Annotated in this window: 21 protein-coding genes; 4 read left to right on the top strand and 17 right to left on the bottom strand. The window is 46.7% G+C overall.

Going from position 1 to position 25,690, the window contains the following annotated elements; all coding sequences use genetic code 11:
• Nucleotides 1–16 precede the first annotated feature (16 nt).
• Nucleotides 17–1,477, bottom strand: coding sequence for a sulfatase-like hydrolase/transferase (locus NF212_RS22220; RefSeq protein ID WP_434361110.1), 1,461 nt, complete (start codon nucleotides 1,475–1,477; stop codon nucleotides 17–19).
• A gap of 606 nt (nucleotides 1,478–2,083) precedes the next feature.
• Between NF212_RS22220 and NF212_RS22215 the strand changes: the two genes are divergently transcribed.
• Genes NF212_RS22215 through NF212_RS22205 form a run of 3 tightly spaced genes read left to right on the top strand, consistent with a single transcriptional unit; the run spans nucleotide 2,084 to nucleotide 4,544 of the window.
• Nucleotides 2,084–2,917, top strand: coding sequence for a DUF3100 domain-containing protein (locus tag NF212_RS22215; RefSeq protein ID WP_434361109.1), 834 nt, complete (start codon nucleotides 2,084–2,086; stop codon nucleotides 2,915–2,917).
• A gap of 2 nt (nucleotides 2,918–2,919) precedes the next feature.
• The gene (locus NF212_RS22210; RefSeq protein WP_434361108.1) at nucleotides 2,920–3,369 is read left to right on the top strand and encodes a hypothetical protein; all 450 of its coding nucleotides are present in this window, start codon (nucleotides 2,920–2,922) and stop codon (nucleotides 3,367–3,369) included.
• A complete protein-coding gene (locus tag NF212_RS22205; RefSeq protein ID WP_434361107.1) occupies nucleotides 3,369–4,544 on the top strand; it encodes a M20 metallopeptidase family protein in 1,176 nt (391 codons plus the stop codon). The genes NF212_RS22210 and NF212_RS22205 overlap by 1 nt, the downstream gene beginning before the upstream one ends.
• A 91-nt stretch (nucleotides 4,545–4,635) precedes the next feature.
• Here NF212_RS22205 and NF212_RS22200 read toward each other — a convergent pair whose 3' ends face one another.
• The 7 genes from NF212_RS22200 to NF212_RS22170 form a co-directional block, all read right to left on the bottom strand.
• Nucleotides 4,636–5,940, bottom strand: coding sequence for a ferredoxin reductase family protein (locus tag NF212_RS22200; protein ID WP_434361106.1), 1,305 nt, complete (start codon nucleotides 5,938–5,940; stop codon nucleotides 4,636–4,638).
• A 186-nt stretch (nucleotides 5,941–6,126) separates the two neighbouring features.
• Nucleotides 6,127–6,708 (bottom strand): hypothetical protein, encoded by a 582-nt coding sequence (locus NF212_RS22195; RefSeq protein WP_434361105.1) that lies wholly within the window; start codon nucleotides 6,706–6,708, stop codon nucleotides 6,127–6,129.
• Nucleotides 6,709–6,767: 59 nt separating this feature from the next.
• The gene (locus NF212_RS22190) at nucleotides 6,768–9,194 is read right to left on the bottom strand and encodes a CBM96 family carbohydrate-binding protein (RefSeq protein ID WP_434361104.1); all 2,427 of its coding nucleotides are present in this window, start codon (nucleotides 9,192–9,194) and stop codon (nucleotides 6,768–6,770) included.
• Nucleotides 9,195–9,262: 68 nt separating this feature from the next.
• Entirely contained in the window at nucleotides 9,263–11,191 is a 1,929-nt protein-coding gene (locus NF212_RS22185) for a DUF2264 domain-containing protein (protein WP_434361103.1), read from the bottom strand.
• A gap of 30 nt (nucleotides 11,192–11,221) precedes the next feature.
• Nucleotides 11,222–13,147: a TRAP transporter large permease gene (locus NF212_RS22180; protein WP_434361102.1), complete on the bottom strand. Its 1,926-nt coding sequence runs from the start codon at nucleotides 13,145–13,147 to the stop codon at nucleotides 11,222–11,224.
• 82 nt (nucleotides 13,148–13,229) lie between these two features.
• Nucleotides 13,230–14,213 carry a TRAP transporter substrate-binding protein gene (locus NF212_RS22175; protein ID WP_434361101.1) on the bottom strand — a complete coding sequence of 328 codons (984 nt, stop codon included), beginning with the start codon at nucleotides 14,211–14,213 and terminating at the stop codon, nucleotides 13,230–13,232.
• Between the two features lie 35 nt (nucleotides 14,214–14,248).
• The gene (locus NF212_RS22170) at nucleotides 14,249–15,433 is read right to left on the bottom strand and encodes a glycoside hydrolase family 88 protein (RefSeq protein ID WP_434361100.1); all 1,185 of its coding nucleotides are present in this window, start codon (nucleotides 15,431–15,433) and stop codon (nucleotides 14,249–14,251) included.
• 459 nt (nucleotides 15,434–15,892) lie between these two features.
• On the opposite strand from NF212_RS22170, the gene NF212_RS22165 reads away from it, so the two are divergent.
• The gene (locus tag NF212_RS22165; protein ID WP_434361099.1) at nucleotides 15,893–16,972 is read left to right on the top strand and encodes a LacI family DNA-binding transcriptional regulator; all 1,080 of its coding nucleotides are present in this window, start codon (nucleotides 15,893–15,895) and stop codon (nucleotides 16,970–16,972) included.
• A 39-nt stretch (nucleotides 16,973–17,011) separates the two neighbouring features.
• On the opposite strand, the gene NF212_RS22160 is transcribed toward NF212_RS22165, so the two are convergent.
• The 9 genes from NF212_RS22160 to NF212_RS22120 all read right to left on the bottom strand — a co-directional run bounded on the left by NF212_RS22160 (nucleotide 17,012) and on the right by NF212_RS22120 (nucleotide 25,634).
• Nucleotides 17,012–17,392 carry a hypothetical protein gene (locus tag NF212_RS22160; protein WP_434361098.1) on the bottom strand — a complete coding sequence of 127 codons (381 nt, stop codon included), beginning with the start codon at nucleotides 17,390–17,392 and terminating at the stop codon, nucleotides 17,012–17,014.
• Between the two features lie 94 nt (nucleotides 17,393–17,486).
• On the bottom strand, nucleotides 17,487–18,224 hold the full coding sequence (locus NF212_RS22155) for an SDR family NAD(P)-dependent oxidoreductase (protein WP_434361097.1): 738 nt from the start codon (nucleotides 18,222–18,224) through the stop codon (nucleotides 17,487–17,489).
• Nucleotides 18,225–18,280: 56 nt separating this feature from the next.
• The gene (locus NF212_RS22150; protein ID WP_434361096.1) at nucleotides 18,281–18,730 is read right to left on the bottom strand and encodes a GNAT family N-acetyltransferase; all 450 of its coding nucleotides are present in this window, start codon (nucleotides 18,728–18,730) and stop codon (nucleotides 18,281–18,283) included.
• 151 nt (nucleotides 18,731–18,881) lie between these two features.
• The gene (locus NF212_RS22145; RefSeq protein ID WP_434361095.1) at nucleotides 18,882–19,391 is read right to left on the bottom strand and encodes an MgtC/SapB family protein; all 510 of its coding nucleotides are present in this window, start codon (nucleotides 19,389–19,391) and stop codon (nucleotides 18,882–18,884) included.
• 146 nt (nucleotides 19,392–19,537) lie between these two features.
• Nucleotides 19,538–21,151 (bottom strand): FGGY-family carbohydrate kinase, encoded by a 1,614-nt coding sequence (locus tag NF212_RS22140; RefSeq protein ID WP_434361094.1) that lies wholly within the window; start codon nucleotides 21,149–21,151, stop codon nucleotides 19,538–19,540.
• Nucleotides 21,152–21,186: 35 nt separating this feature from the next.
• Nucleotides 21,187–22,038 (bottom strand): sugar phosphate isomerase/epimerase family protein, encoded by an 852-nt coding sequence (locus NF212_RS22135; protein WP_434361093.1) that lies wholly within the window; start codon nucleotides 22,036–22,038, stop codon nucleotides 21,187–21,189.
• Nucleotides 22,039–23,073, bottom strand: a complete 1,035-nt coding sequence (locus NF212_RS22130) for an ABC transporter permease (protein WP_434361092.1) — start codon at nucleotides 23,071–23,073, stop codon at nucleotides 22,039–22,041. It abuts the gene before it with no gap.
• Complete coding sequence (locus NF212_RS22125) at nucleotides 23,066–24,130, bottom strand: ABC transporter permease (protein WP_434361091.1); 1,065 nt, start codon at nucleotides 24,128–24,130, stop codon at nucleotides 23,066–23,068. The genes NF212_RS22130 and NF212_RS22125 overlap by 8 nt, the downstream gene beginning before the upstream one ends.
• Nucleotides 24,123–25,634: a sugar ABC transporter ATP-binding protein gene (locus NF212_RS22120; protein ID WP_434361090.1), complete on the bottom strand. Its 1,512-nt coding sequence runs from the start codon at nucleotides 25,632–25,634 to the stop codon at nucleotides 24,123–24,125. The genes NF212_RS22125 and NF212_RS22120 overlap by 8 nt, the downstream gene beginning before the upstream one ends.
• Nucleotides 25,635–25,690 lie beyond the last annotated feature (56 nt).

The raw sequence follows: 25,690 nt of genomic DNA, 5'->3' as shown, positions 1-25,690 counted from the left end.
TTCTTTACATCCTTGTCTATTTTTCAAAGGCAGTAGCCGGACCAAATTCTGCCATTCCTACCATTATATATGGATTCAGGCATTGGTCATTTACATCAAGGGCAAACTGCCACAGTTTTTTATATAGAGATTTACGGACATACTTCAAACTCTCATCATTTATCAGATTGCTTAATTCTTCAGGGTCATTTTTGAGGTCATAAAGCTCATCGAAATCGTAAGAGTTATAAACCAATTTCCAGTAGTGATTAAAAACAGACCGTTGTATACCGTATATCTCATTTCCATTTGTTTGAGTAAATATAAACTCATGATTGGTTTGATTATTTTCAGAGTGAAAATATTTAGACAGGCTTTTACCAACCGTATTTTCATTAAATTTCGCGCCTGCAAAATCTAAAAATGTTTCCGAGAAATCAGCCAAAGAGACTAAATCATCTACAGTCCTACCCGGATTTTCTATACCTTTTCCCCAATAAAAAACAGCAGGGATATGATAGGCAGAGCGAAAAGCTGGTAATCCTTTACACCATAATCCGTGCTCTCCATTGTAATCACCGTGATCGCTGGTAAAGAGTATGATGGTGTTGTCAAAGTCTTCATGCTCTTCAAGCTCGTTAATAACCTTTCCAAATAAATAGTCTTCGTATGTACAAAAAGCCATATAGTGCTTAATGGCTTCTTTTTTTTCTTGCAGTGTAAGCTGGTCAAATATTCCTTTTATACGGCGGTTGTATGCAGGTTTGTCCTCCATCGAATCAACGTGGATATCAGACAACTCCACCTCATAGTCGGCATACATATCTAAAAATCGTTGCGGTACAAAATAAGGGTCATGCGGTCCCAACGTTCCAATAAACATCATCCATGGTTGAGTTGGGGTACGCCGTAATGTGCGGAGTTTAGCGATTGCTGACTCGACAATATCTGCATCCTGGAATGGATTCTCGTGAATACCATAATGTATATAGTCAGGATAGCCAGGACGGAGGATTTCTCCCCTTTTCCTTAATTTTGTGTCGTCGTCTTTAAGACCTGCATACATTTGCCAGCCAGGTGCCATATTATGGCTGGTCGGGTCGTTTTTACTTTCTTTGTTACAGGTTACATGCAACTCCTCAAAGCCATAATCCTCTGGACCCGACTCATAACAAACATGCCATTTACCGGCATAAAACAGGTCATACTTTTCTTGCTCGAGAAATTGACTGAATAAATCTATTCCGTCATTTAATCCTTTTGATAATCTGTTTTGCACACAAACGTTATTCCATACGCCATGTTGCGTCGGGTATAGCCCGGTGAAAAAGGTAGCTCTTGATGGGCAGCAATGCGGTGAAGGACAGAATGCATTATTAAATGTAAGACCAGATGAGGCCAGACGACGAATATTTGGTAAAATAATATCTTTATTACTGATGGTATCGCCGCGTTGCTGATCGGTCATAAATACCAAAATATTGGGTTTTGTTTTCATAGCAAGTCCAATGTTTTCTTTTAGAATAAGACCGCAACAAGATTAGTTTTTTTGACATTGATCACATCATAGACTCGCACAATGCATCACGTTTTAATTCCTTGAGCGTGGATAGGTGAAACATAAACAACGTCATTTTGCGTTATTACTTTTTTTTATTGGTAATTAGACATAGTAAAATTTGTATTGGTCTTTATACATAAGTATTCATATAAATAGCGAATAACCATTAAGGGATATATCATTGCTTATCGAAAATATGGTTGGAATAAATTTAGGTAAACAGGCAATAATACTTATGTTTTTTCGCTGGTATTCGTCTTTCCTCCACGCTCCAAGCAGTGATTTTCCCAGCTGCAGCATGTCAGAAATCAACAAAGTCGAAGAGGCTATGAAATTTGTTGTCCCACCAGTGCCCCATTGCAATTTGAAAAAATGATTTTTCCTCCATGTAACAGATGGTTATGGGTATGTGACAATTCATACCGTATGAATTTTCGGTATATTTTCCCATTGACGACCGTCACATTAAGCCTGCTTTTCCTCCCCTAAAATCGCCCCCAGTTATTAAACCCAATTTGCTATTCAACTTATCCAGGAATACCTATGGAACAGACAACTACCCTGCAGCGGGAGCGCAGTGAAGGTGTGGTGATAGCCATCAGCCTGATTGTTGCCACCATCGTTATCTTTATCGCCCAGTACCTGATCGGGAAGCAGGAAATCCGCCTCGGTTCTGCCGTTATCCCAATTTTGCCTATGCTGTTTGCTGTAATTATCGGTATGACAGTGTCCACACATACCGTCCGAAACAAAATTAAAGCCTGGGGTCAGATCTTCACCGAGAAGGAAGAAGGTTTCTGTTCAAAGATGGTGGGTTTCAGCCTGTTAATCCTCGGTACGCAATATGCGGGCATGATTGTTCCAAACCTGGAAATGATTCTGAGTGCTGGTATCCCGCTGTTCCTGCAGGAAATCGGGAACTTGCTACCGGTGTTTGTAGCCATTCCCTTGGCAGTGAAATTCGGCCTTGGCCGCCGCGCTATCGGTGCATGTTCTTCTATCAGCCGCGAACCATCAGTCGCTGTAATTCAGGGCAAGTTCGGTACCGGCTCGCAAGAATATATCGGTGTTCTGGCTATTTACCTGTGTGGTTCTGTTATCGGTACCCTGTGGTTCAGTTTGCTTGGCTCGCTTGCCCCACTCACTGGTCTGCACCCGCTGGCACTGGCCGCTGGTTCTGGTGTAGGCAGCGGCTCTATGCTGAGCGCCGCATCCGGTGCCCTGATTAACGGTCTGGATGAAACACTGGCACAACAGGTGCTAAGTATTGCTGCAGCATCAAACCTGTTGTCTTCCGTACTGGGTGCATTGTCCCTGACCTTCCTGGGCCTTCCTCTTTCAGAAAAAATCTACAAGCTTTGCAATAAGGAAAAATAATCATGAAAGCCATTTTCCTTGATATGAAGTTCGTCTTTATTGCTATTGCACTGGCGATCTTCACTCAGACCCTGACCACAGGCACTCCAATTTTCGCAATGGGCGACAGCTTTGTGGCAATGACACTGGTGGTATTCCTGTCGCTGGTTGCCAAACATTTCATTCCGTCATCACTGCCGGCCTTCGCGTACGCAACCATCATTGGTATCGTACTTTGCTTGCCTGAAACGCCTTTCCGCGAGTGGTTTATCGGTTCGGTTGGCAAGGTGTCATTCCTCTCTTGCTGTGTACCGCTCCTGGCTTTTGCAGGCCTGTCAGTAGGTGGCAAGATGGACGAGCTTAAGCAGATGTCCTGGAAAGTTATCGTGATTTTCCTGGTAGTTTCCACTGCCTGTTTCTTCGGTGCCTCACTGGTTGCCCAGGTAGGCTTTAGCATGCAAGGACTGATCTAATGACAACTTACGCCCTTATGCCAGAACTGGCTTCCCTGAAAGCATACGCGGAAACAACACGACATGACCTGCACCGTATTCCGGAGCCGTCAGGTAAGGAATTTAAAACGTCAGCTTACTGTCGCGAACAAATGGAAGGTTTCGGGTACACCCTCCGTACCTTTGAAGGCTACACCGGCTTTACAGCTGACCTGATTGTTGATCCCGCTTTCAAGTTGTTGGCAATCCGTGCAGATATGGACGGCCTGGAAATGCCGGACATGACTGAAAACGCCTGTACCTCCATTCACGATGGCATGGCACACAACTGCGGACACGACAGCCATATGGCAATTGCCCTCACCACGGCGAACTTCCTGTCAAAGCACAAGGATTCGATGAAGTACAACGTTCGCTTCATCTTCCAGATGGCAGAGGAAGACATGCGAGTACCGGGTGCAAATAAAATGGTGGAAATGGCCTGCATGGAAGGGGTAGATGAAGTCTATGCCCTGCATAACGATGCCTCCATGGATACCGGTACAATTAAGCTCAACAGCGGCATTATGTCATCATGGGGTTCAGCGTGGACATTGGATGTACACGGTGTATCAGCACACGGTTCTACACCACACAAAGGACTGGATGCTATCCGTGAAGCCGCCCGTATCATCGAAGATATGGACTACATCGTTGCGAAGCAAACCAGTCCGTTCAGCCCTGCTGTATTTGGCTGTGGCATGATCAACGGCGGTACAATTCCAAACGCGGTGGCTGATTATGTCCAGGCTCGAGGCACTATTCGTGCGATGGATGCAGAAACCGACCAGATTCTTAAAAACAGCTTCGCCGGTATCGTTGCCCAAAGCGAAATCCGTGGTTTCAAAACCACTATGGACTGCGTCGGTTACCCTGCGGTTGAAAACCACCCGGCAGCAACGGCTCGTGTTGCCGCGGCAGCAAAGGCTTTCTTGGCAGAAGAAAACGTCAACACCCAAGGTGCTCCAATGACCGGCAGTGAAGACTTCAGTTACATGGTTAATGCATCAAAAGACAAGATGGGCGCCATGTTTTTCCTCGGCAGCGGCAGTGACGAAAAAGGTATTCGTAACTACCTGCATGCCAACCCTTACTACCTGGACGACGACTGCGTACTGGTAGGCGCCCAGATCTTTATTAATCTGGTCACCCGCTAAGATACGCTCCCAACCGGCACGGCTGTCATTCAGAATACGTGTCCCCCTAAAACGCCCCCAGAACAAATAAATAAACCGGGGGCGTTTTCTTTTATCTCATCTTAAACAACTCATTGCGAAACGCTTGCGGGGGGTTTGGCAGCAACGCGGTTTCAGATCTTAGCGCCTTTGCAAAACCTTCAGGGCCGCAAAAACTAATCTCGTAATCATGATCCACTACGGCTTGGGAAATGTTGTCACTCGACAGTCGTTGTTGCAGTCCGTCATCTACAACAACCAGTTCAACATGATCCAGTTCGCGGGATAACCGTGTAACTATGCCCAAAAAATATGCCTGAGCGCGGCTTGGTACACAGTAATAAAGTGTAATTTGGCGATTTTTCACACTGTTCAACATCTTTTCAGCGTATAGCCAGGCGATGAATGGGACGATTCCTATTCCCGCTCCTACCCAAATCTGGTGAAAACAATCACTAGGTGTGAAATGTCCGTATCCACCTTCAACCGTTACCCGCTGACCGGCTTTCATTGATTTCACTAATTTTGATGTGTAATCGCCAAGCGCTTTGACACCAAACTGAATTCGGTGCTGCTGTGAATCATAATGCAACACAGAGAAAGGATGGGGCGACTCACCATCATGGAAGTTAACGAATGCAAACTGACCCGGCTTCACGTCAAGATTACCTTTCAGGTCAATTTCAAAATGCAGTGCTTCTGGTTTGTCCGTCTTACCGGCTAACGGCATCACCCAGGAAATACTTCCTGCCATTTTCTTTGAACGACCTATCCGGCCTGTCAATGAAATTAATGCAGCTATCAGGCCTATGGCACTCATAACGTAAACCGCCATATTGTAGGGTATCGCCATCACCCCGGAGTCGACCAAAATGACAGAATGTAAAACAGCGCCAATAAACAGAATGCTGCCCGCTTTATGAACAGCCCTGAAACGACCGTAGCTTATTCGCTCTAACAAGCTGACGACAGCAAATACCAGGAAACCATAAAAGACCCATTCCCCAACACCCTCCGCAAAGCCTCGCCAGTTAAAACCCTCTATCAGACGGGAACCTCGATTGGGGCGGGATACGACGCCGGCCATTACCAGCCACTTGGCACCTTCGACCGAGAGCCAGTGCAGGACAAGAGCAACTGTGGCCCCTATCCCAAGATGCTTGTGGTAGCGATACATCCTGTCCAGGCCTTTTATACGAGCCTCAAGCCAGCGGGAACGGACAGCCAGAGCCATCGCCGCAGCCATATAGCCAAAACCAATAATGCCGGTCAGCATTATCAGTTGGTGACGAAAATAGAAGAAATCCGATTGATCAGGAAAAGCAGCAACAGCCATTACCGCCCAAAGCACAGTGAGGAAAAGCGTATACCGAAACATTGTTAGCCTCGTAAGATGATGTTCACGAAGCAAGGTTACGCACCTGGATGCATTAAACGATAACAGCTTTACTCAGCTTTATTCGTGTTTACAAAAGATTACGGTGCATGAAGTTTCCATACATATAGCTCAATAAAGCGTTACATAAAGCGGAAAAACGAAATCAGTACTGTTTTCCTTTGATTGTCAGCAACCGTCGTAGTCATCCGGGTAGACAGTTTCAGAAAATATTAGCTTGTATAAAGGCAGCCAATATTCGGGATACAGGACTGCGGGAAACACATTTTTAAATTGAACTGTACTGGATAGTTCTTCTACATCAGCAGCAACAAGGTTGGAAATATCCCACTGACCGCTCAATGAGTCATGATGCCTGTACTTTCGTTTTAATTTGACCCTAAGCTGTTTGTGAGCATTGAGGTAGAAATCCCCAAAATCCATAGTAAGTGGACCATAGATAATTGCCTCCCCTCCATTTATGAGCTCTTGCCTATTTCGAAAAGCATCTACAAGAGCAGTAAATGAAACCTCCCCAACCAAATCTTCACGGGCAGCGAGAACACGTATTACATAATTCTCCACGAGGTATTTTTTTGACTTTAGCTCCGCTTGTTTCAGAGACATGTCGCCATATTTAACCGGATAGAAAAATTCACGACTGATGATCTCAAGTTCACAGACGGTAACCAGTTGACCTGCGATAACTCCTGCAACTCGCTTGTCAATAGCAAGAATGGTGGAAGAAACAAAAAAAACGAGAATAAGCAATACTCCACTTATTCCCGCAGCTATTAAGGACCTGAGCATAAATGACAACGCGTTATAGCCTAAAGTTTTTGAACATCAATAGCTGAAACTACCGCATAGTTTTTAGTATTGCTAAAGTCCAGGGTCAGCTCTCCATCATAAACATCAACAGTAAAGGAGCGTTTATAAGCGTTGAATTTCCCTGCTTCAGCGTAAATATCCAAGTCGGTAATTTTAAGTTGGTTTTCCGCAGTTACATCAAAAACCCGCTGACCAGCTGAATTAAAGTAAGGTTCAATCATATAAATAATGACCTTATAGGTGCCGCTGGCTTTTACCGGAAACTTGTAACTGCTCATACCGTAACGATAGGTTCGGTAAAGATCATCGTTAATGGTATTAGCAATGGCATTCGGTTTGGAGCCAACATTCCCACCTGAGAAATACTTGTCGGCAATGAATGTTCTCGTATCTTCAATTGATACATAACTTGAATCAGAACCCGCATTGACTTGGTTCAATGAGTGTGTCGAACCACTGCCCGCATGTTCAAATGCACCAATTGATGGGTTCCCGACAAACGGAAGGGGTGTGGAATCAAAATCATTGTCTCCGTTATCGTCGATTCGCAACCCTGCAGAAATGTAAGGGGAATCAGAGCGCAATTTATAGCCGTCAACGGTATCCATTCCCTGCCCCGCAGAACCGGGACTCACGAGTAAAGGGTCCGCGGTTTTTTTCAAGGTATCAACTGGCTCGTCTGCAGGTCGATTTCCGAAGTATACATTATTCGAAAAAACGAAGTTTCCATCTGCTTGCGTACGGGATCCCCGGAAAAAATCAGAACTCCCGGTCATGTAGAAAATATTGTTTTTGATCTCTCCACTACCGTTCGCAGCTTCAAACATAGGATAAGGCGAATAAATAGTGTTGTTGTAAATTTTGGCATTTGAGCCCTGCGCATGAATAACGCCTGAACCAAAACCATCATTCTGGCTGATGTTATACCTCAATGTCACTCCCGGCGTACCCGGCATAATAAGCATCAGCCCATTGTTATCATGCGAGTAGTTATATTGAACGGTCGCATCCCGGTCACTCAAGTCTGAATCAAATGCCTGCCCATCGGTTGGATTGGTACTGCCATATACTTCATTAAACTGCGTAACAGCCCCCACTGTGCTTCGGGTCCAGATTGCCGCTACTGCATGTCCGTGCTGATCTGTGGCGACATCGGCGGATAGGTTCCGCTCAATGATACCATCCTTGGTAGAACGCAATATGATCCCGTCATGAACCAGATCATGGAGGTAGTTGTTATCAATAGAAACGTTGGTAAAATACACACTTGAATCAGTAAAGCTGTCACCTAATGTTTGAATGCCACCCCATACGGCATCATAAATTTCATTATTGGTAATTTTTACGTTGTTATATTTAGTGGGTTCTACTCCGGCAGAAATACAGAGTGCAAGTGTATTTTCTCCAGAAGAAAGAGAACCTTTAACAACATTGGACAGATCAATACTGTATCGTTGGCTTTGGTTTCCTCGCACAATAAACCAGTTTTCTGACGCTTCACATGCGGGTTTATTATTCCATGTAATGGTATCTTCATTGAATGTCGACGACTTTGAAACCATTAAGAAAAGATTTGAATTATCCTGAACATTCGCACCGGTCAATTCAAGTTCAGCACTGAACGCTTCATTGTTGTTTGGTGCAGAGATACTCCCTAAGTCAAACTCAACAAAAGAAAGTCGGTTGTACCCGCTGGCATCTCTTTTAACGATAAGGTCGCTGCTGCTACCGTAATTGGTATTTGCTTTCGAACCATCTCTGACGAAGGCGTCTTTTCCCACATTAACGGTATAATTATTCGTGCCTTTAGCGACATTTAACGTTGCATATTGAGAACCTGACTCAAGGGAATTAAATTTAATAGCCCGGTCACCTTTATGAGTTTCAACAATAATACCGCCAGACAACTTACCGCAACCTACGTTATCGCAGCCTTTGATGTTATGGATTTTAAGGTTTTGAATTCTGATATTGTTCAGCGTTCCTGCCCCAAATCCGTGGACCCAAACGCCTTTCCTGTCTGCAAACTCCGCGGCACCATTTGTGATTTCTAGGTTTTCGATTCGCCAATTATCCTCATTGAAAAGATCAACGGTAGCGGGGACTCCTTTGCCTTCAATCAGTGGAATGGGAAGGTGGCCTGCCCCGTAGGCTCCAAGAACATTGGAGCTTCCAGAAGCGCCGGAGCCGGATAGTTTAATCGCCCCCTCACATCGGGTACCTCTTTTCAGGAGGATTTGTGAGCCTGGAGAAAATTCACCGAAGTTGTTTATTGATTCAACACTATTCCATGGAGATGTTTGCGTACCACCGCCGTTTGTCGCAGCGTCACAATCTACATAGTAATTTCCAGCATGTACTTTCCCTGTAAACAGTGCGATACCTGATACAACTGCGATACAGGGTACTAAGTTACGAGTTTTCATAACTTATCCTCCTAAATTATGTAACGGTCGGGAATTCGGTTTAAAAAAAGTAATTCAGTTCTGCTCCATCAGAAAAATGAATCTAACCAGATAAGTGGAAATGTTATTTTTTCCCTCCCAATTTTAATTTGTGGATTTCTTTTTATATCAAAGATAAACTCTGCCTTATCATTACCATAAAAATTCCTTAATTTACTCGGGCAAGAGATGCATGCTGTTGAAAATATACTCACACCAGGTTCAAGTTCTCTGCGAACAGAAGGAATTACGGACCTGGAAAAGGATAAATTGCTGTTCGTATCCGAAACAACATTCAGTGCTTCACTGCCTGGATTACTGACATTGTGGTGATAGGTATCAATCGGAATATCATAAATAATGGAATGCCTTCCTTTACCCAGATATTCAGAAATATGTCTGCTTTTTTCCGTACGAATATCCCGGTATTCCGTATTACCATCAACCGGGCATGCGTATCCTCCCTCAACGGTAACCACTTTTTTCGAATTTCTGACAAGGTGTATTCTGATTTGGGTATTTAAATGCCAAATCAATATTGTCCTTACCAAGGTAGTTTCATCATATTCACTGTCAGAGAAAAGCATGTTATGGCATATTTCATGCCTAATGGAATTCCTCCGCATCTTCCAATACATCCCATCGGTACTAATCAGCAGGGAGTTGTCGCCCCCCATACTGGTCAATTTTCTCGCCTCCGTAGGTACAGAAAACGCAGTGTGGCTGGAGTAAGCAAACTTGGCGTATTTGTATTCGCTGTGTCTCGGGTCGAAGTCACATACCTGACCAGCGCTGAGTAAAGAAACCTCACCTGACAGGGTATCCCGGCATACCACGCACTTGGGTTCCCTCTGCTCTGAAATTGCGGGAAGGTGTGATGGATAGCTTTCCTCATCACTCTCCCAGAATGCCGAATTTTCAGGCAACGACAGCACCATAAACGCTTTCAACGCCCAATAAGGGCTTCCGGGAGCATTGTAATTTTCAGAAAAACTTAAATTGGGATAACAGTACCCAACCGTCAGCATTCCCTCTTTAGAGAAAATCGGTTGTTTGAACCAGCTTCGCAGGTGGCGCAACAACAGCCCCTTGGTAACACCCGGGGTCAACCATGCACACTCCGGCTCTCTGTCCAACCCACTGACGGCACATAAACCCCAAAACGCCCCAATTGCAAATCTGTACGTCATACTCCGTCCGAACGGTACGGCATTCCCGTCTGGTGAAAACCAATGGACAAATTGATTAGCAAATTGCGCTGCGCGGTGTTTGTATCGCTTGGCACGTTCTGGGTCTTCTTGCCCCATCAGCCAACTGTAAAGCAGCCCATAGCAGTGAAACGCAAAAGCATTGTAGTGATCCACCTGTTCCACATCACCATCGGTATACCAGCCATTGGACAGATAGAACCGTTCAACCGTCTCCAGATCCTTATCGATATTTTGTTGCGAAAAACGCAGGTTTTGTTTTTCTAGGCCAATATTGATTATCACCCTGAAAAACAGCCAGTTAGTCGGCTTTACATCGTTGTCGTTAACCTGATAAAGCCAGTTGGCAAAACGCGACTGCTCTTGTTCGGTGAGATGGCTGAAAATCAGCTCAGGACACATTGCCAATGACAGCCCCATCACAGTCATTTCAACGATTTTTTGATCGTCTTTGGTAACATCCCCCCAATAGTTCATACTGTCCGGGTTACTGCCTTCTGCGACTCCCTGCTGCACTGACCGAATATAGCTGGAAATATTTCTGTTACCCCGGCCTGAGTGCATGCAGTAAGGAACAATCCCCCACAGAGGACGGCTCAGCCCTTCCAGGCCAGCAGCATTTTCTGTGTAGTGATGTCCTCCACTCCCAACATTAAGCTGGGTTTTCCCTTTGACAAAACAGTCTGTCAGGGGAGCGATCAGAGTTTCCAATGCAGCCGCAAGGTCGTCCCTGCTTTTTAAAGGATTAAGGCTTAATTCTTCGCTAACCATGGCGTCTCATTCCTTTTAGCAACAGCCAGATCAAAGTCCGAACAGATTGGGTAAGAACAGGCTTAATGCCGGGATATAAGTAACAAGTAACAACCCAATGACCTGCATAAAGAACACTGGCATAAGCGGTCTGAACGTATTCGTTATTTTCTCCCCGGTGATCCCACATGAAACGAACAGAACCGCACCTACCGGCGGTGTCACGACACCAAGGCAAAGGTTGTAAACCATCAGAGCGCCAAAATGGACAGGATCCACCCCAAGACTCACTGCCACCGGGTAGAAAATCGGGGTAAATATCAGCATTGCCGGGGTCAGATCCATAAAGGTTCCCACTACCAGCAAAGTAATGTTGATAAGAAGCAAGACGACATACTTGTTGTCACTGATTGACACCAGAGTTTCACCAATCAGCGTGGGAATATCAGCAAATGTCATGCTCCAGCTCATTAGCCCGGAGCAGGCAATCAAGAACAATACAATCGACGATGTCAGCGCTGATTTTCGCAAAACCTCAACGAAAGATGACACAGTCATCGAGCGATAGCACAAGGCAAGTATGAAGCTGTAAAGAACAGCAATACCGGAACCTTCTGTAGCCGTAAATACTCCCCCTACAATGCCTCCGATAACAATCATGACAAGAGCAAGGCTCGGCAACGCCCTGAGAAAAACCTGTACGATTTCAGAAAAATCACGTTGGGTGTTATCTACCGGGTACTTATGTTTCCTTGCATAGGCATAACAGGTGATCATCACTGCCAGACCCATAATGATGCCGGGGATGTAACCGGCAAGGAAGAGAGCGGCAATTGATGCACCACCACCGGTTATCAGTGAGAACACAATGAACACGCCGGTGGGTGGAATAAGCATACCAGTGGGCGCGGAAGCAGCGTTTACAACCGTAGTCATCGCATTGTCGTAACCTTTTTCCTTTGCCATTGGTGCGACAATGCCTCCTATTGCAGTTGCCGCAGCAAGGGACGAACCTGACAAAGAACCAAACATCATGTTAGCGATAATATTGGATTGCCAGAGGTTCCCGGGAATTGACCTTCCTAGCAGCATGGCTAAATCAAGCAGCCTTTGGGCTATCCCCCCTTGGTTCATAATGTTCCCGGCAAGGACAAAAAACGGCAGAGCCAAAAACCCGAAACTGTCCAAGCCACTGAAGAGCTTTTCGCTGGATGTAACAATTAAGTTGGTAAAATCTATTTGTATTCCGAGAGTCAAAATACCTGAAATAGCCAAACCAATCGCGATAGGTGTCCCGATAAATAAGAAAGTGAAGAAGGAGACAAACAGAACAACGGTCGAAACAAGTTCGAGGTTGTCGTCTACCAGGCTGTTAAAATAATCATTTGTGAAAATAAACATCACTGACAAAACAACCAGCGAAACCACGACGAATGCAAAGAGAACATCTGATAGTGTTGAATAGTTATCTTTGAACTGTTTTATCGCATGACGTACTTGAAAAAGAATAACAAAAATACCGAGAAAAATAATGACAGTCTGCAAAACACCAATTGGCACATGCAACATGGGTGTAATCTGACCAATATTTCTCACAGAGGCGATATATCCCCCAAAGGTCAATGCGCACCCGAAAATAATAGTAATCAACGCATTAATGATATTCAGTCTGTTTTTAGTTCTGTCACTAACCGCGTCTAGTAATATAGGTAAGTTGAGATGCATTCCTTTGCTAACACACACGCCAGCCCCCAGCATCCCTAACCAAATCAGAGAAAAGCGCAGAAGTTCTTCAGATAAACTACTCGGATTTGAAAAGAAATATCTCGTTATAACACTATAAGTAATAAGGATACTCATAAAACCGAGTAAAAATATTACCAAAGATGTAACGAGCTTTTCCAAATATCCAGAAACGGACTCAAATGTATTATCTGGTTTATTCGCTTCGATATTTTGAACTTCTGCACTTTTCATTATTACAACTCAGATTTAATATGGTGCTGATTGTTGACTATAGTGTGACTATTCAACTCACACTATATCCCTGTCACTTGCTTTATAACGCTCTGTCTTGCAGTTCAAAGATTGATTCAAGAACAATTTTGTGATCTTTGTTTTGACGTGCTTTTTCATAAAGTGGTTTCACTGCATTAATAAAAGGTGTTTTATCAATGTCAGTTAAAACAGCACCCATCTTCTCTACCGCAAGTTGTTCAGATTCAGCATGAACGCGGTCTACTTTATCCAAAGACAGAACACTCGCTTTGCTCATTTCAGATCGAATTATGTCTGCATCTTTCGGATCAATTCGTTCCATTAACTTCGTGTTTGCAACGATAAAATCAGTCAACCGCGTCTGCTCAGTCCTGACACCATACTTGGCAACTTCACCAAATTTGATTTCCCATAATCCGGCAAGGCTACCCTCTGCTCCCTCAACCATGCCCTGCTGCATAGCGGTGTACACTTCTGTAAAGGGAACAGGAACCGGGACAGCGCCAAACAGTTTCAACATTTCAATGTAGATATCTGTTGCTGCGGTACGCAGCTTCATCCCTTTAAGATCTTCAATGGAATTAATCGGTTTGGTTGTGTAGATACTACGAAAACCATTACTGAGGTAACCCAGGATTTCAATGTTGTAGTTTTTGGTGCGAGGTAGAAACTCTTTCTGTATGTAATCACTGTTTAGTACATGACCATATTCGTCCAGCGAGCGGAACATATACGGTAGATTGATGACGCCAAATGCTGAGTCCACACCTTCCAATGCTGCACTACTCAGAAGACCAAATCCGATAACGCCACTCTGGATCTGTTGCATATATTCACCTTGTCCGCCGAGCGCACCACCCCAATATATCTTGATGGATACACGCCCGTCAGTTTTGGCTTTTACATTGTCCGCAAAATCTTGCAATAATTCCCCGGCTGGGCTGTCAGCCGGTGTATTGGTTGCAAGTTTATAATTTTTCGCATTCACTGAGAATGTCAATAAAACAGACATCATCAGCACTATTGCTTTCATAGAAATACGCATTTCATCTCCTTTGAAATCTTATATTAATACATTAATCACCAAAAGAACTCGGTATACCCGTTAATCCTCATTAATGATTCAAGATAGTAGTAGTCTCCATATGGCAACATGTTGTCTACTAAATCAGCATTGACGAATGACGCACCTTGATTTAATAAGCCCTGCGCGTCTGAATTACCCGTTAAATCACACTCTTGAATTAATCCATCAAGAATTTTTCGCGCCCAGTTTGTATATTTATCCCTTTCATCTAATTGACTGCAAAACTCTGCAATTGAAAGCAGTCCCGCAGCAGTTATCGCACCAGCAGAACTATCACGGTAAGGAGTCTGTCCATCCAACAGGCTGTAGTCCCATTTAGGCACACCGTCTGAAGGTATTCTTTTCATCGCATACTCGGCAAGATTCTTTGCTAAAGCCAAATAGCGACCGTCGCCTGTATTTTTATATATTTGCGCAAAACCATGAATTGCCCATGCTTGTCCCCGAGACCAGCATGAATCATCATGTGCGCCTTGGAATGTTCCTCCTCGAATCGGCTTTTGAGTTAAAGGGTCGAAATCAAATACATGAAATGTACTGTAATCTTCCCTTACTATATGAGTCATCATGGTTTCGGCATGGGCAACAGCTGCATTACGGTATACCGGGTTTGATGTTTTATCTGAGGCCCAAAACAGCAGTGAGAGATTCTGCAAAGAATCAATAATGGTTTTACCCTGTGTTTTATCCAATCCCAATTCATGCGTTTCATTCCAGGCTACAATGTACTTCCCTATTCGCCTGAATCTCGCCAGCAACAAATCTGCGGCTGTAAGTGCCTGTTGCTTAGACTCTTTATCCCCTGTTAATTCATAAGCGGCTACAGCGCTTAGACTGAATTGAAAGCCTAAGTCATGGTCAGTCCAATCCGGGTTGTTTAATAACGTCTTAAAGTATTTTTTTCTAAGAAGTGCACTGTTTTTAAATTCTGACTTCGCGGTCACCATGTATGACAGCCATAACTGTCCGCACCAAAACCCAGAAACCCAGTCAGCTGGTCCACAAAACTGATAAGAATAATCGCTGTTGCCGATTTTCGGATTTCTGTTCCCAATTCGGCTAATGTTTCTTTCTATTGAAAAAAGAACGCTTTCCAGCTGACTTTGATAAATATTATTTTTCTTTATTATCTTCAGCGAACTCAATTCCTGCTCAATCGCTTCAACATCTACATGCATACATTTTCCCAGAAAATACCAAATTCACATTCAATTAACATTGCGGATATATTAGTCAGCTTCATCGAAGCTCTCCGGGATCCAGATCACAACAAAAGAAATATTTCATGCTCATGAAATTTTTCAGAATTAAATATATGGAATTACGCGCCTATTGGATAATTAGTATCTCAGCTCTCCAGCTTTACTTAACTTATTAAATTTCAGGCAATTAATTCAATTACTCAAGCTAAAACTCAACACATTTACCTAAGTTTGTTCATTTCACATTCGTGAAAAATTTTTGGGAATATCGATTTCCCAACACTATTTCTAAGAAAAATTTCAAACATGGGAAAATTTTTGTACACTCTTTTCTATATATGTTTGATTTGAAAATACATCGTCTCTGAATCATCTGGCGACAAGGGATTATGAGTTCACAGCAAGAACACGCTGTTAACGGAAAGGAGTATCTTTTTGAAACAAAACAAAAAAAAAGCGACGCTCACAGATATTGAAACCCTTACCGGAGTGTCAAAGAGCACCATCTCCCGCGTCCTTAATAACAGCGAGAACGTGAATCCGGACGTGAGGGATAAGGTTCTGGAGGCGGTATCAAAGACCGGCTACAAGAAAAAAAAACAGCAACTGAAAATTGACATGAAAGTAAGCAAGCTAACCTTGCTTATTGGCGATTATCTTGGTGTTTCAACCGGTTTTTACACCAAGCTGGTAACGGAACTGCGTGCCGTTGCCAACCGATTGAACCTAGAAATTGACCTTATCGTTTTAAAAGACAATGACGTTGATTTTCTGAAAAAACAGCTTGATGAGAAAGAAGCCGTTCTGCTGCTTGGGCTTGATAATCCACATATCCTAGACACACTTATCGCTGCAAAAATCCCGTCTGCAATCATCAACGGCTCAGATATGGAGATGCATATTTCCAGTATCTCTCCCGATTATGAGTTTGGCGGATATCTGGCTGCCAATACTCTGATAAATAACGGTCATAAAAGGATTAAGTTTATCGGCTCCAACTACCGCCACTCCTTGTACCAAAGAAAGGCCGGTTTTATCCGAGCATTGGAAATGGCCGGTTATGAATACCGGCCCGAGGACTTTCTTATTTTGGAAGATTACGCCAAATCTGAAATGGGAGACGAGGCCTTCGCAGATACTATTTTGCACGACCATGGCGGAATGGATTTTGGGGCAGCAAAAGTGTTGCCTCATGCCTTGGAAACAGGTGCCTTGGACGGATATACATCGGCTTTTTGTATTTGCGATATGGTAGCCGTTTCTCTTATGGATTGCCTGCGAGACAGGAAAGTTTCGATACCGAGGGAATTCTCCGTCATTGGTTTTGATAACCTGGACATAGCCTCCATGATGACGCCGCCGCTTACGACCATAAGCACTGACTTCAAGACGCTTGCCGAAGCTTCAATCCAATTACTGATGACCATTGTGTCAAAAGAATCAGCTTACTTCAGTCGCCAACTGACCAAAGTGAATATTGAATCCGGCGCGTCTGTCTCAACACCAATTCTATGACATTGGAACAGGGTGATGAAACTAGCTTCACCCTGCATACTACCAATGCGCAATTTCCCCGGCATCAAATACCCGCCCTGACTGTGCCATCCGGCAGTTGATAAAGATGTTTTCCCTTGAAATACCGGATGACCCGGCAATAGCGCTGGCAATGGTTTCAAGCATGTGGTGAATGTCTTTATCGGTATTTGAATCCGGGATTAAAAGGTCGACAATCACAGGAATGCCTTCAGTAGGTTGAAGAGTGGGAGCCTGATCTCCTCTCGCATAAAGGCCTGATTCAAAGTACTCCCAAGTGACATGGATGTGTTTTAAATCTATGTGGGTTTCTTCTGAGAAAAGCCTGGCGATAGAAGTCACGACAGCATCCATTTCCGCAGGGTATGCCAGAGGTAATGATTTGATATGGATAAATGGCATATGCCTCCCTCCATAAACCTGTTTCCTTTAGGCTAGACCAGATTTAAGGAGGCCATAGGCTTATTCAAGGGACTGCGTAGTCCCTGTGACCGGTTTATTGCAATGAAAGCCCACCATCAATGACAAGGGTATGTCCAACTACGTAACTGGCCTCATCAGAGCACAGCCACATGATTGCTTTTGCTATCTCCCTGGGGTCTGCAAACCTTCCTGCTGGCACCACCTTTTCAACCTCTTCACATATATTTGGATTCTGTTCTTTTTTCTTTTCCCAACGTGGCGTCCAGGTAACCCCAGGGGCGACAGCATTCACCCGAATCCCCTTACCAATTACTTCTAGTGCAACTGAGCGGGTAAGGCCTTCCATTGCATGTTTTGCCGCGCTGTACATCGCGGCGTTAGGCGTTGGTCGAAGGCCATTTACTGAACTGACATTAACCACAGCACCACCTCTTTCCATCAGTGCCAAACCTGCTTTTAGGCAGTGTGCATGCCCGAGAAAGTCATCGTAGATTGTCGCCTTCAAAGCATCATAATCAACAGTGCTGAACTCTCCAGCGGAAGCAAGATGGGGCGATGCATTGTTGACTAGAACATCCAATGATTCATTGCGTGCGCGCAATTTGGAAAACATCGATTCAACCTGTTGTGGATTAGATATATCTACGCTGTGATACTCCACTCCAGCTAGGACTTCGTTCTCACTCTTCGCTCTTTCCCAAAGCTCGCCATTTCGGGAGCAAGTGATCACCCGGTATCCCTTTTCTGAAAAAGCCTTTACCACTGCAAGGCCGATACCCTTACTTCCTCCCGTCACTAACGCTGTTTTCATCCCGGCCCCTTTTTGATGTTACCTGATTGTTTTTATAAAAGGTTTTCAAATACCACCTACTGCCATCGGCAGACACCGACAATCTTCACTTTAGCTCCAAGGCGCTTATAAAATCGGATGCCACGTTCATTATTTTCCTGAACTTCCCAACGCATATACTTTCGCCCGGTAGAGAAACAGCGTTCTCTGGCTTCAAGCATCAGTGCCTCCCCGACACCCATGCTCCGGAATTCAGCATTGACGAAGAGATCATCCACATGCAGGTATTCTGTTCCACTCCACGTTGAGAAGCGCCACATATAACTCAGGAAGCCTGCGGTTTTGCCACCCAGCTCTGCCAACAGGACACCAAACTTGGGATGGTCACCAAAAAGGGCTCGCTCTAGTTGTGACACCGTAACGGTGATAATATCACTTTCACCATGGTCTTCTGCTAAAGCATGAATTAGTTGGTGGACGGTAGTTACATCTCGGGGTTGGGCTTCACGGATAGTCAATTTGCTCAAAGTGAATTCCTTTCATATGTGCTGACTTTCTCATTCAACAGTAAAGAGAAGTGGCAAAGAATAAAACACCCGAGGCATGAAACATGTCGAGAAAATCCGACTTTACGACATAAAGAGGAGGATTCACTACATTGCTATAAGGACAGATTGCTTAATCCGGAATCTTTCTTCTACCTTCTGATTTAACAAGTTTTTGTACATTGTCATGGGCCAATCCACTATTTAGTCTACTTTTACGCAGTTTTATCATCAATTTTTCTAGTGAACCGACACCCACCAATACAACAATACTGAATACACACAGCAGTATTGCTTGATGGAGATACTCCAACGCAATAATTAACCCGACTGCAGACATCATCCAAATGACAGCAGCAGAAGTTACGCCACTGATTTGCCCTTTTCTGGACATCATAACCCCAGCGCCCAGAAACCCTATTCCGGTAACAATCTGGCCCATCACCCTAGCTCGATCTAACGAATCTTCTGACAAGGCCAAGCCTGTACGCATAAACAAATAAGTACCGGTAATAATAAGAATTGCCGTTCGGATTCCCGTTGGTTTCCCTCGTAACTGCCGTTCAACACCAAATATCCAGCCGCAAACAGAACAAACCAATATGTCTATCCAACTAAACGGGGAAATATCCAACCACTCCATAAGGACTCCTCTTATTATTATCAGCATTCAAAATATAAATGCCCTTTTATTAATAATAGGAAAGAAATGCTTACTTTTCAGACTGTAAGTAAATACAGTTTGATTTATGTGAGGGAACACATTCCGGGGAAATACGTTAAATGACCCTACATCATCGCCTTGTATTTCATCTGATCCCGGTACATTTCGTGGAATACCCGGTACTTGGCATCAAAGAAGTCAGCTGTATCTGGTTGTGGGTAGATAGTCCGGCCCGGCCGGCTCATTGCTGACATAGCAGCTGGAATGCCTGGGTATGCACCTCCCGCTACCGCCCCCAGCATTGCCGAACCTAACAACACAGCTTCAGGCTCTTGTGGAAGGTGGATAATGCAGCCAGTGGCGTTGGCGTGTTGCTGGAGAAAAACAGGGTTTTTCGTCCCGCCTCCACAGGCAAGGATGGTATCGATGTTGTAGCCAGAATAGTTCATAACATCAATGATATGGCGGGTTCCCAATGCAATAGCCTGAATGGTTGCCAGATATTGCAACGCCAGACTGTCGAGTGAGTGATCCAGCTTCAGGCCAGAAACCATACCAGTCAGGGACGGATTGGCCCGGGGGGAACGGTTCCCGTGGAAATAGGGAAGAATATGGAGTGATTCTGTCAGCTGGGATATTTCTTTATCGCCTGCAAGTGCTGCCAGATGTGAATTGAGAAGCGCGTAAACGGATACTTTTTCCTGTTTTGCTTTTGCCATCAAATCCGGATAGGCCGCATGATTGGCAATCATATGATCCACCAGCGAACCGGTTGCTGACTGCCCACCTTCATTGAGCCAGAAACCCGGTACCATCGCGTGATAGTACGGCCCCCACACGCCGTCGATTTTCCGCGGTTCCGGTGATACCACCATGTGGCAGGATGAGGTACCGCCTATCAGGGCCAGACGGCGATCAAAGTCGAGACTTTCACCCTCTGAAATGCCCAGAACCCCCAGCCCTCCGGCGTGGGCATCAATCATTGACGTTGCCACCGGCGTACCGGGCACCAAGCCCAACTCAGCAGCTGCATTTGCTGTCAGGCCATGCCCGACCGGTTGCCCCATCGGCAGGATCCGGTTTCCGATTTTAATCGCACCGTTATCAAGCAAATCAACAAGGCCGATTGTTTCAAAGTAGTCCTTGTCCCAACCGGTGTCATGCCCTAGATACGTCCATTTACAGACGGTGGAACAGAGCGAACGGCTGTCATCCCCTGTCGCTTTCCAGGTCAGGAAATCCGGGAGGTCAAAGAAGTATCCGGCTCTTTTCCAGGTATGAGGCATTTCACGCTTCAGCCAGCGCAGTTTTGGTGTTTGCATTTCGGGGGAAATCGCATTCCCGACATATTCCAGTACCCGAAGCTGGGTAGCGTTAATCGCTTCAGCATCATGCAGGGCCCGGTGATCCATCCACATAATAATGTTATGGGAAGACTGGCCCGTTGGGCTGACCGTAAGCGGCAGGCCTTTGGTATCCAGAACTACAAGGGAGCAGGTTGCATCAACCCCAATGCCGTTCACGTCATCCGGATTGATGCCCGCCTGTAACACTGCCTTTTTCACAGCGTCGCAGACCGCCTGCCAGATATTGTCAGAAGACTGTTCGACAAAATCTGGCTGCGGCCGATAGATATCGATCGGGCAGGATGCTTCACCAGCTTTCACGCCATTGGCGTCGAACACTCCGGCTCGCGCACTGCCACTGCCCACATCAATCCCGATGTAAAATCCGCCCATTTACCGCTCCCGACAACTGCCAAACCACACTGTTTTTAAAGCAATCGGTACTGCTTTGCCTTATTGCGAAGGAACATCAGACCGTCTGTCATTACCTCTTCCGGGCTCTCCGCTACCGGTCGCCAGACAGAAAGTGCAGACGCAATTTGCGGCGGCAAGTTGATAAAGCTTTCCATCGTCATCCCGCCTTTAAAGCCCACCGCCGCGAGACCGGCAAAAATCTCGTCCCAGTCGCAGGTCCCGGTGCCCGGCACGCCCCGGTCACTCTCAGAAAGGTGGATGTATTTCAGGTGGTCTTTACAATCAAGGATCCCGTTAACCACACCTTTCTCCTCGATATTCATATGGTAAGTATCAAGGTGGATAAAGATATTGTCAGAACCGATTTTCTCCACCAAATCCACCGCAGCCGCTGCAGTATTGAAAAGGTGGTTTTCGTAGCGGTTAATGACTTCGATGCCCAGCTCAATTCCCTGGCTCTTTGCATAATCCGCGACACGCTTCATGGTGATCGCAACGTTATCCAACTCCTTTTGTGTGGGTGGCACACCGGTTCGCTCACCGATTCCGCCATAGGTCACACCTGTCAGTGCCAGCCCGCCGAGGCCAACCGTTTTATCGACCGCCAATCTGAGGAAATCGAAGGCTTTATCCGGTACCTGGGAAGGCAGGCAATGGAGTGGCACCCCCAGAGAGCAGACTGCCTGAAGCTCGGCTTTTTCCAGCAACTCACGGGTATGGGGGGCATCGACCCCCGGCGGATCGAGCATGGTGATTTCCAGAAAATCGATACCGCTGTATTTACTTGCTTCCGATACGGCGCGTTCGGCCCCTTCCCGGGTCCATTCCATCGCCCACATACTTGTGTGTACACCAAACCCTTTCATCTAAACTCTCCTTTTAAATCGTGTCCAACACCAACGGAAAATCATCACAGCGATCAGAAACAGCCCCCACGCCGCGGTGGAAAAATGCTGGTTAACCCCAATCAGGTTCAAACCGGAAGACAGTGCCTGAAGGATGACCAGCGACAACAGCACCGACACCACCCGACCAAACCCGCCAAACGGGTCAACCCCACCAAGGAAACAAGCCAGTACCGTAATCAGAAGGTAAGACTCGCCATGTCCCACTCGCACCGAGTTGAAACGGAGCATCATGACAATCCCGGCAACCGCACACAGCACACCGGACAAGGTATAAACCCATGTCAGCGACCGCCGGGTGTGAATACCGGAGTAACGCACCGCCTCAATGTTTGAGCCCATCAGGTAGGTGATCAGTCCAAGCCTGCTGTGAGCAAGGAAGATGTAGCAGCAAAGAAATGCCGCCAGCATGATAAGCAGCGGGACCGGGATACCAAGCAGGCTGCCATGACCGAGTGGCTGGATATATTCCGGGAAGCCGGAAATGTCCTTTCCCCGTGTCAGGAACTCACCCAACCCGCGAAGGAAAATCATCATCGCCAGCGAGACCAATATCGGGTGGGCATTGGTGTAGGAAATGACCGCGCCCATAATGTATCCGGCCATAGCCCCGATCAAAATCGCCGCCATGCACCCTGCGACAAACACCCATATAGGTGCATCCGGCCCGCCATAGGTGGTCAGCACCCACGCCACTGTCAGCCCGCAAAAATTGGCGGTAAAAGTAATGGCGAGATTCAGCCCGCCGGTAAGGATTGGCAGCAGCATGGCAAGCGTCAGCAACCCAAGCTCCGGCAACTGGAACGCCATGGATTCAAAATTGGCAATCGACAAAAAGCGCGGGGACGCCATGCTGAACCCGGTGAACACTGCCACCAGCAACAGGCTGAGGCCAACGTTTTCAATGCCGACCGTCTTCACCAGCCCCTGCCAGATGCTTCCTTCACGTTTCACTTTTGCCCCTTGCCCGGCGCGCTCAGCAGTGTGGTTACTCATGACCGCCCCCCTGCACCGGCTGACTCCCGGCGCTGCCCTTCAACCATGGAGGTACAGGCACTGTTGACCAGTCGATATTGGAAACGGATATCGCGATCAGAATGACGATACCCACCACCATCTTGAATGCGTAAGGCGACACACCCAGCAGGTTCAACCCGTTTTGTGTTACCGCCACCAGCATCACACCCAGAATGCAGCCCAATACGGTCCCACGGCCGCCACCGAGCCGTGCGCCACCGAGTACCACGGCAGCCAACACATCCAGCTCCCGCCCGTACATCGCATTCGGCACAACCTCCTGGGCATAATTCACCTGCATCAGCCCGGCAATACCGGCCATCATTCCCATCCAGCCAAATGCGATGTACTGCATGGCCCCGATATTGATACCGATCCGTCTCGCCCCCTCCGGGTTATTGCCGAAGGCATAGAGCTGGCGGCCGATGTTGGTATGGCGAACCAGAAACCACGTCGCAAAAACGCATATCGCCATCACCACCACCGGCAGGGTGAGTTCAGCCCAGCTTCCGTTTGGCATTTCGTGTTCAAAGATAATCACCCGGTCTGTCCACCAGTCCGGCAGGTTGTAGATGGACACTCCTCGGGTAAAGAACATCAATAGCCCGAAAAAGGCATTGAAAGTGGCGATGGTCACCACTATCGAGATAATCCTAAAGTGGTGAATTAACGCCGCGTTTATCACCCCAAGGCCAATACCGACAATGGCGGAGAACAGCACACCCAGCGCCCAGTTCCCACCGCCGAGTTGCAACAGGGTGGTGGCAACAAGGTACTGCACAACCGATGCACCGACCGCAAATGAGATATCGATCCCCCCGGCGATCAGCACCACCAACAGGCCGACAGCAAAAATCAGGTTGATAGAACTGGCATTCAACAGGTCAAACAGGTTGGTCAGGGTAAAGAACTGCTCCGTTGCCAGGGACAGTCCGAAACAGGCCACCAGAAGCACACCAGCCAACCAAACCTCCGTGGTTTGGTGGCGGTAAAGTTCACGCCACCAGGTATGCCGGGATAAGGAGGATTCAGACATACACAGCCTCCTCCAGGACATCCAGCGAGCAGGTACGCGGGTCGTATTCCCCAACAATATGCCCGTCTGCCATGTGAAGCACCCGGTCTGCGTTGTAATAGACTTCCTGGATTTCGTCGGAGATCAGCAAAATTGCCAGACCTTTGCCAGCAAGTTCCCGCACGATATCAAAAATACCTGCACGCGCCCCTACATCCACCCCCACTGTCGGGGAGTCCAGAATCAAAAGTGTTGGCTCCGTAGCCAGCCACTTGGCAATGGCAATACGTTGCTGGTTCCCGCCTGACAGCGTAGAAACCGCATCTTCCGGCTGGCCGATTTTGACCATCAGTTCCCGGATCCAATGCCTTACCACGCTGTCTTTTTTCCGGAGGGAAATCAGCCCGGTTTTCGCCAGCAATCGGTCAAGAACCGGTAACGCAATGTTGTCAGCAATGGGCTGTTCCTGAATAAGACCAAGAGATAGCCGGTCTTCCGACAGGTACGCAACACCGGCGGCAATGGCATCCCGGTTTGAACTGAACCTCATCCGGTGGCCGTTCAGGTAAATCTCACCAAAATCCGGGTCAGTCATTCCGAACAGTGCTTTTCCAAGTTCTGTACGGCCTGCACCAATCAACCCGGTAAGGCCAACCACTTCCCCGGCCCGGATTTGCAGGGTGACATCTTTGAAGTCATGGCCCTGGCTCAGTTCACGGGTATGCAGGACAACAGGCAGGTCAGTGGTATCCCGCGCTGCCACACAGGATGTAAATTCCCGCCCGGTCATCAGCTCGGTCAGCCGGGTCTGGGTCATAGAAGCGGTGTCGTAAACCCCGACCATTTTGCCATCCCGCAGCACCGTCACCCGGTTGGAAATCGCCAGCACTTCCACCAGCCGGTGGCTGACAAACACCACTGCCACACCACTGGCAGACAGCTTTCTTACCACATCCAGCAGGTAGTCGGTTTCTGCCTGAGTCAGGGAGGCTGTTGGCTCATCCATAAACACCACCCGGGCATCGGAGACCAACGCACGGGCTATCGCCACAATCTGACGCTTGGCGATAGGAAGGTCTTTCACCGCTTCATTAAGGTCGAGCTCTACACCCAGCTTTTGCAACGCTTGCGTGGCAACTGACGCCATGGATTTGTGGTTAATCCAGCGCACTTTCATGCCAAGGCTGCCTTCGATGGCAATGTTCTCTGCCACCGTCAGCTCAGGGAAAAGTGCCAGATCCTGCCAGATAACAGCGACGCCAAGCTCCCTTGCCTGACGGGGAGAAATCCGGCCCAGCCTCTGTCCGGCCAGCGACATTTCTGCACCACGCTCAGGCTGGTAAACCCCGGTAATAACTTTTATCAGCGTACTTTTACCGCAGCCGTTTTCCCCGGCAAGACAATGCACTTCACCGGCCCCGACCTCAAAATCCACGTTGTCGAGCGCCAGCACACCGCCAAAACGCTTGGAAACATGCCGGAACCGTATTACCGGCTCCTGTTTGCTCTGCTGTCCCTGTTCCACCCGCTCACTCCCTGATGAGATGTTTTCTTACTGACCTTCCAAAGCCGCAAAAGCGG

The sequence above is a fragment of the Parasalinivibrio latis genome (genome assembly GCF_036825535.1).
GTDB classification, from domain to species: Bacteria; Pseudomonadota; Gammaproteobacteria; order Enterobacterales; family Vibrionaceae; genus Parasalinivibrio; species Parasalinivibrio latis.
This window is presented reverse-complemented; position numbering and strand designations above follow the sequence as displayed.

Excerpts from the sequence above, each read along its gene's own strand:
- NF212_RS22210 (WP_434361108.1), top strand. The coding sequence starts at position 2,920 with ATGAAAGCCATTTTCCTTGATATGAAGTTCGTCTTTATTGCTATTGCA.
- NF212_RS22170 (WP_434361100.1), bottom strand. The coding sequence starts at position 15,433 with ATGCATGTAGATGTTGAAGCGATTGAGCAGGAATTGAGTTCGCTGAAG.
- NF212_RS22220 (WP_434361110.1), bottom strand. The coding sequence starts at position 1,477 with ATGAAAACAAAACCCAATATTTTGGTATTTATGACCGATCAGCAACGC.
- NF212_RS22160 (WP_434361098.1), bottom strand. The coding sequence starts at position 17,392 with ATGCCATTTATCCATATCAAATCATTACCTCTGGCATACCCTGCGGAA.
- NF212_RS22155 (WP_434361097.1), bottom strand. The coding sequence starts at position 18,224 with ATGAAAACAGCGTTAGTGACGGGAGGAAGTAAGGGTATCGGCCTTGCA.
- NF212_RS22205 (WP_434361107.1), top strand. The coding sequence starts at position 3,369 with ATGACAACTTACGCCCTTATGCCAGAACTGGCTTCCCTGAAAGCATAC.
- NF212_RS22180 (WP_434361102.1), bottom strand. The coding sequence starts at position 13,147 with ATGAAAAGTGCAGAAGTTCAAAATATCGAAGCGAATAAACCAGATAAT.
- NF212_RS22215 (WP_434361109.1), top strand. The coding sequence starts at position 2,084 with ATGGAACAGACAACTACCCTGCAGCGGGAGCGCAGTGAAGGTGTGGTG.
- NF212_RS22145 (WP_434361095.1), bottom strand. The coding sequence starts at position 19,391 with ATGGAGTGGTTGGATATTTCCCCGTTTAGTTGGATAGACATATTGGTT.
- NF212_RS22140 (WP_434361094.1), bottom strand. The coding sequence starts at position 21,151 with ATGGGCGGATTTTACATCGGGATTGATGTGGGCAGTGGCAGTGCGCGA.
- NF212_RS22190 (WP_434361104.1), bottom strand. The coding sequence starts at position 9,194 with ATGAAAACTCGTAACTTAGTACCCTGTATCGCAGTTGTATCAGGTATC.
- NF212_RS22135 (WP_434361093.1), bottom strand. The coding sequence starts at position 22,038 with ATGAAAGGGTTTGGTGTACACACAAGTATGTGGGCGATGGAATGGACC.
- NF212_RS22130 (WP_434361092.1), bottom strand. The coding sequence starts at position 23,073 with ATGAGTAACCACACTGCTGAGCGCGCCGGGCAAGGGGCAAAAGTGAAA.
- NF212_RS22200 (WP_434361106.1), bottom strand. The coding sequence starts at position 5,940 with ATGTTTCGGTATACGCTTTTCCTCACTGTGCTTTGGGCGGTAATGGCT.
- NF212_RS22175 (WP_434361101.1), bottom strand. The coding sequence starts at position 14,213 with ATGCGTATTTCTATGAAAGCAATAGTGCTGATGATGTCTGTTTTATTG.
- NF212_RS22185 (WP_434361103.1), bottom strand. The coding sequence starts at position 11,191 with ATGGTTAGCGAAGAATTAAGCCTTAATCCTTTAAAAAGCAGGGACGAC.
- NF212_RS22125 (WP_434361091.1), bottom strand. The coding sequence starts at position 24,130 with ATGTCTGAATCCTCCTTATCCCGGCATACCTGGTGGCGTGAACTTTAC.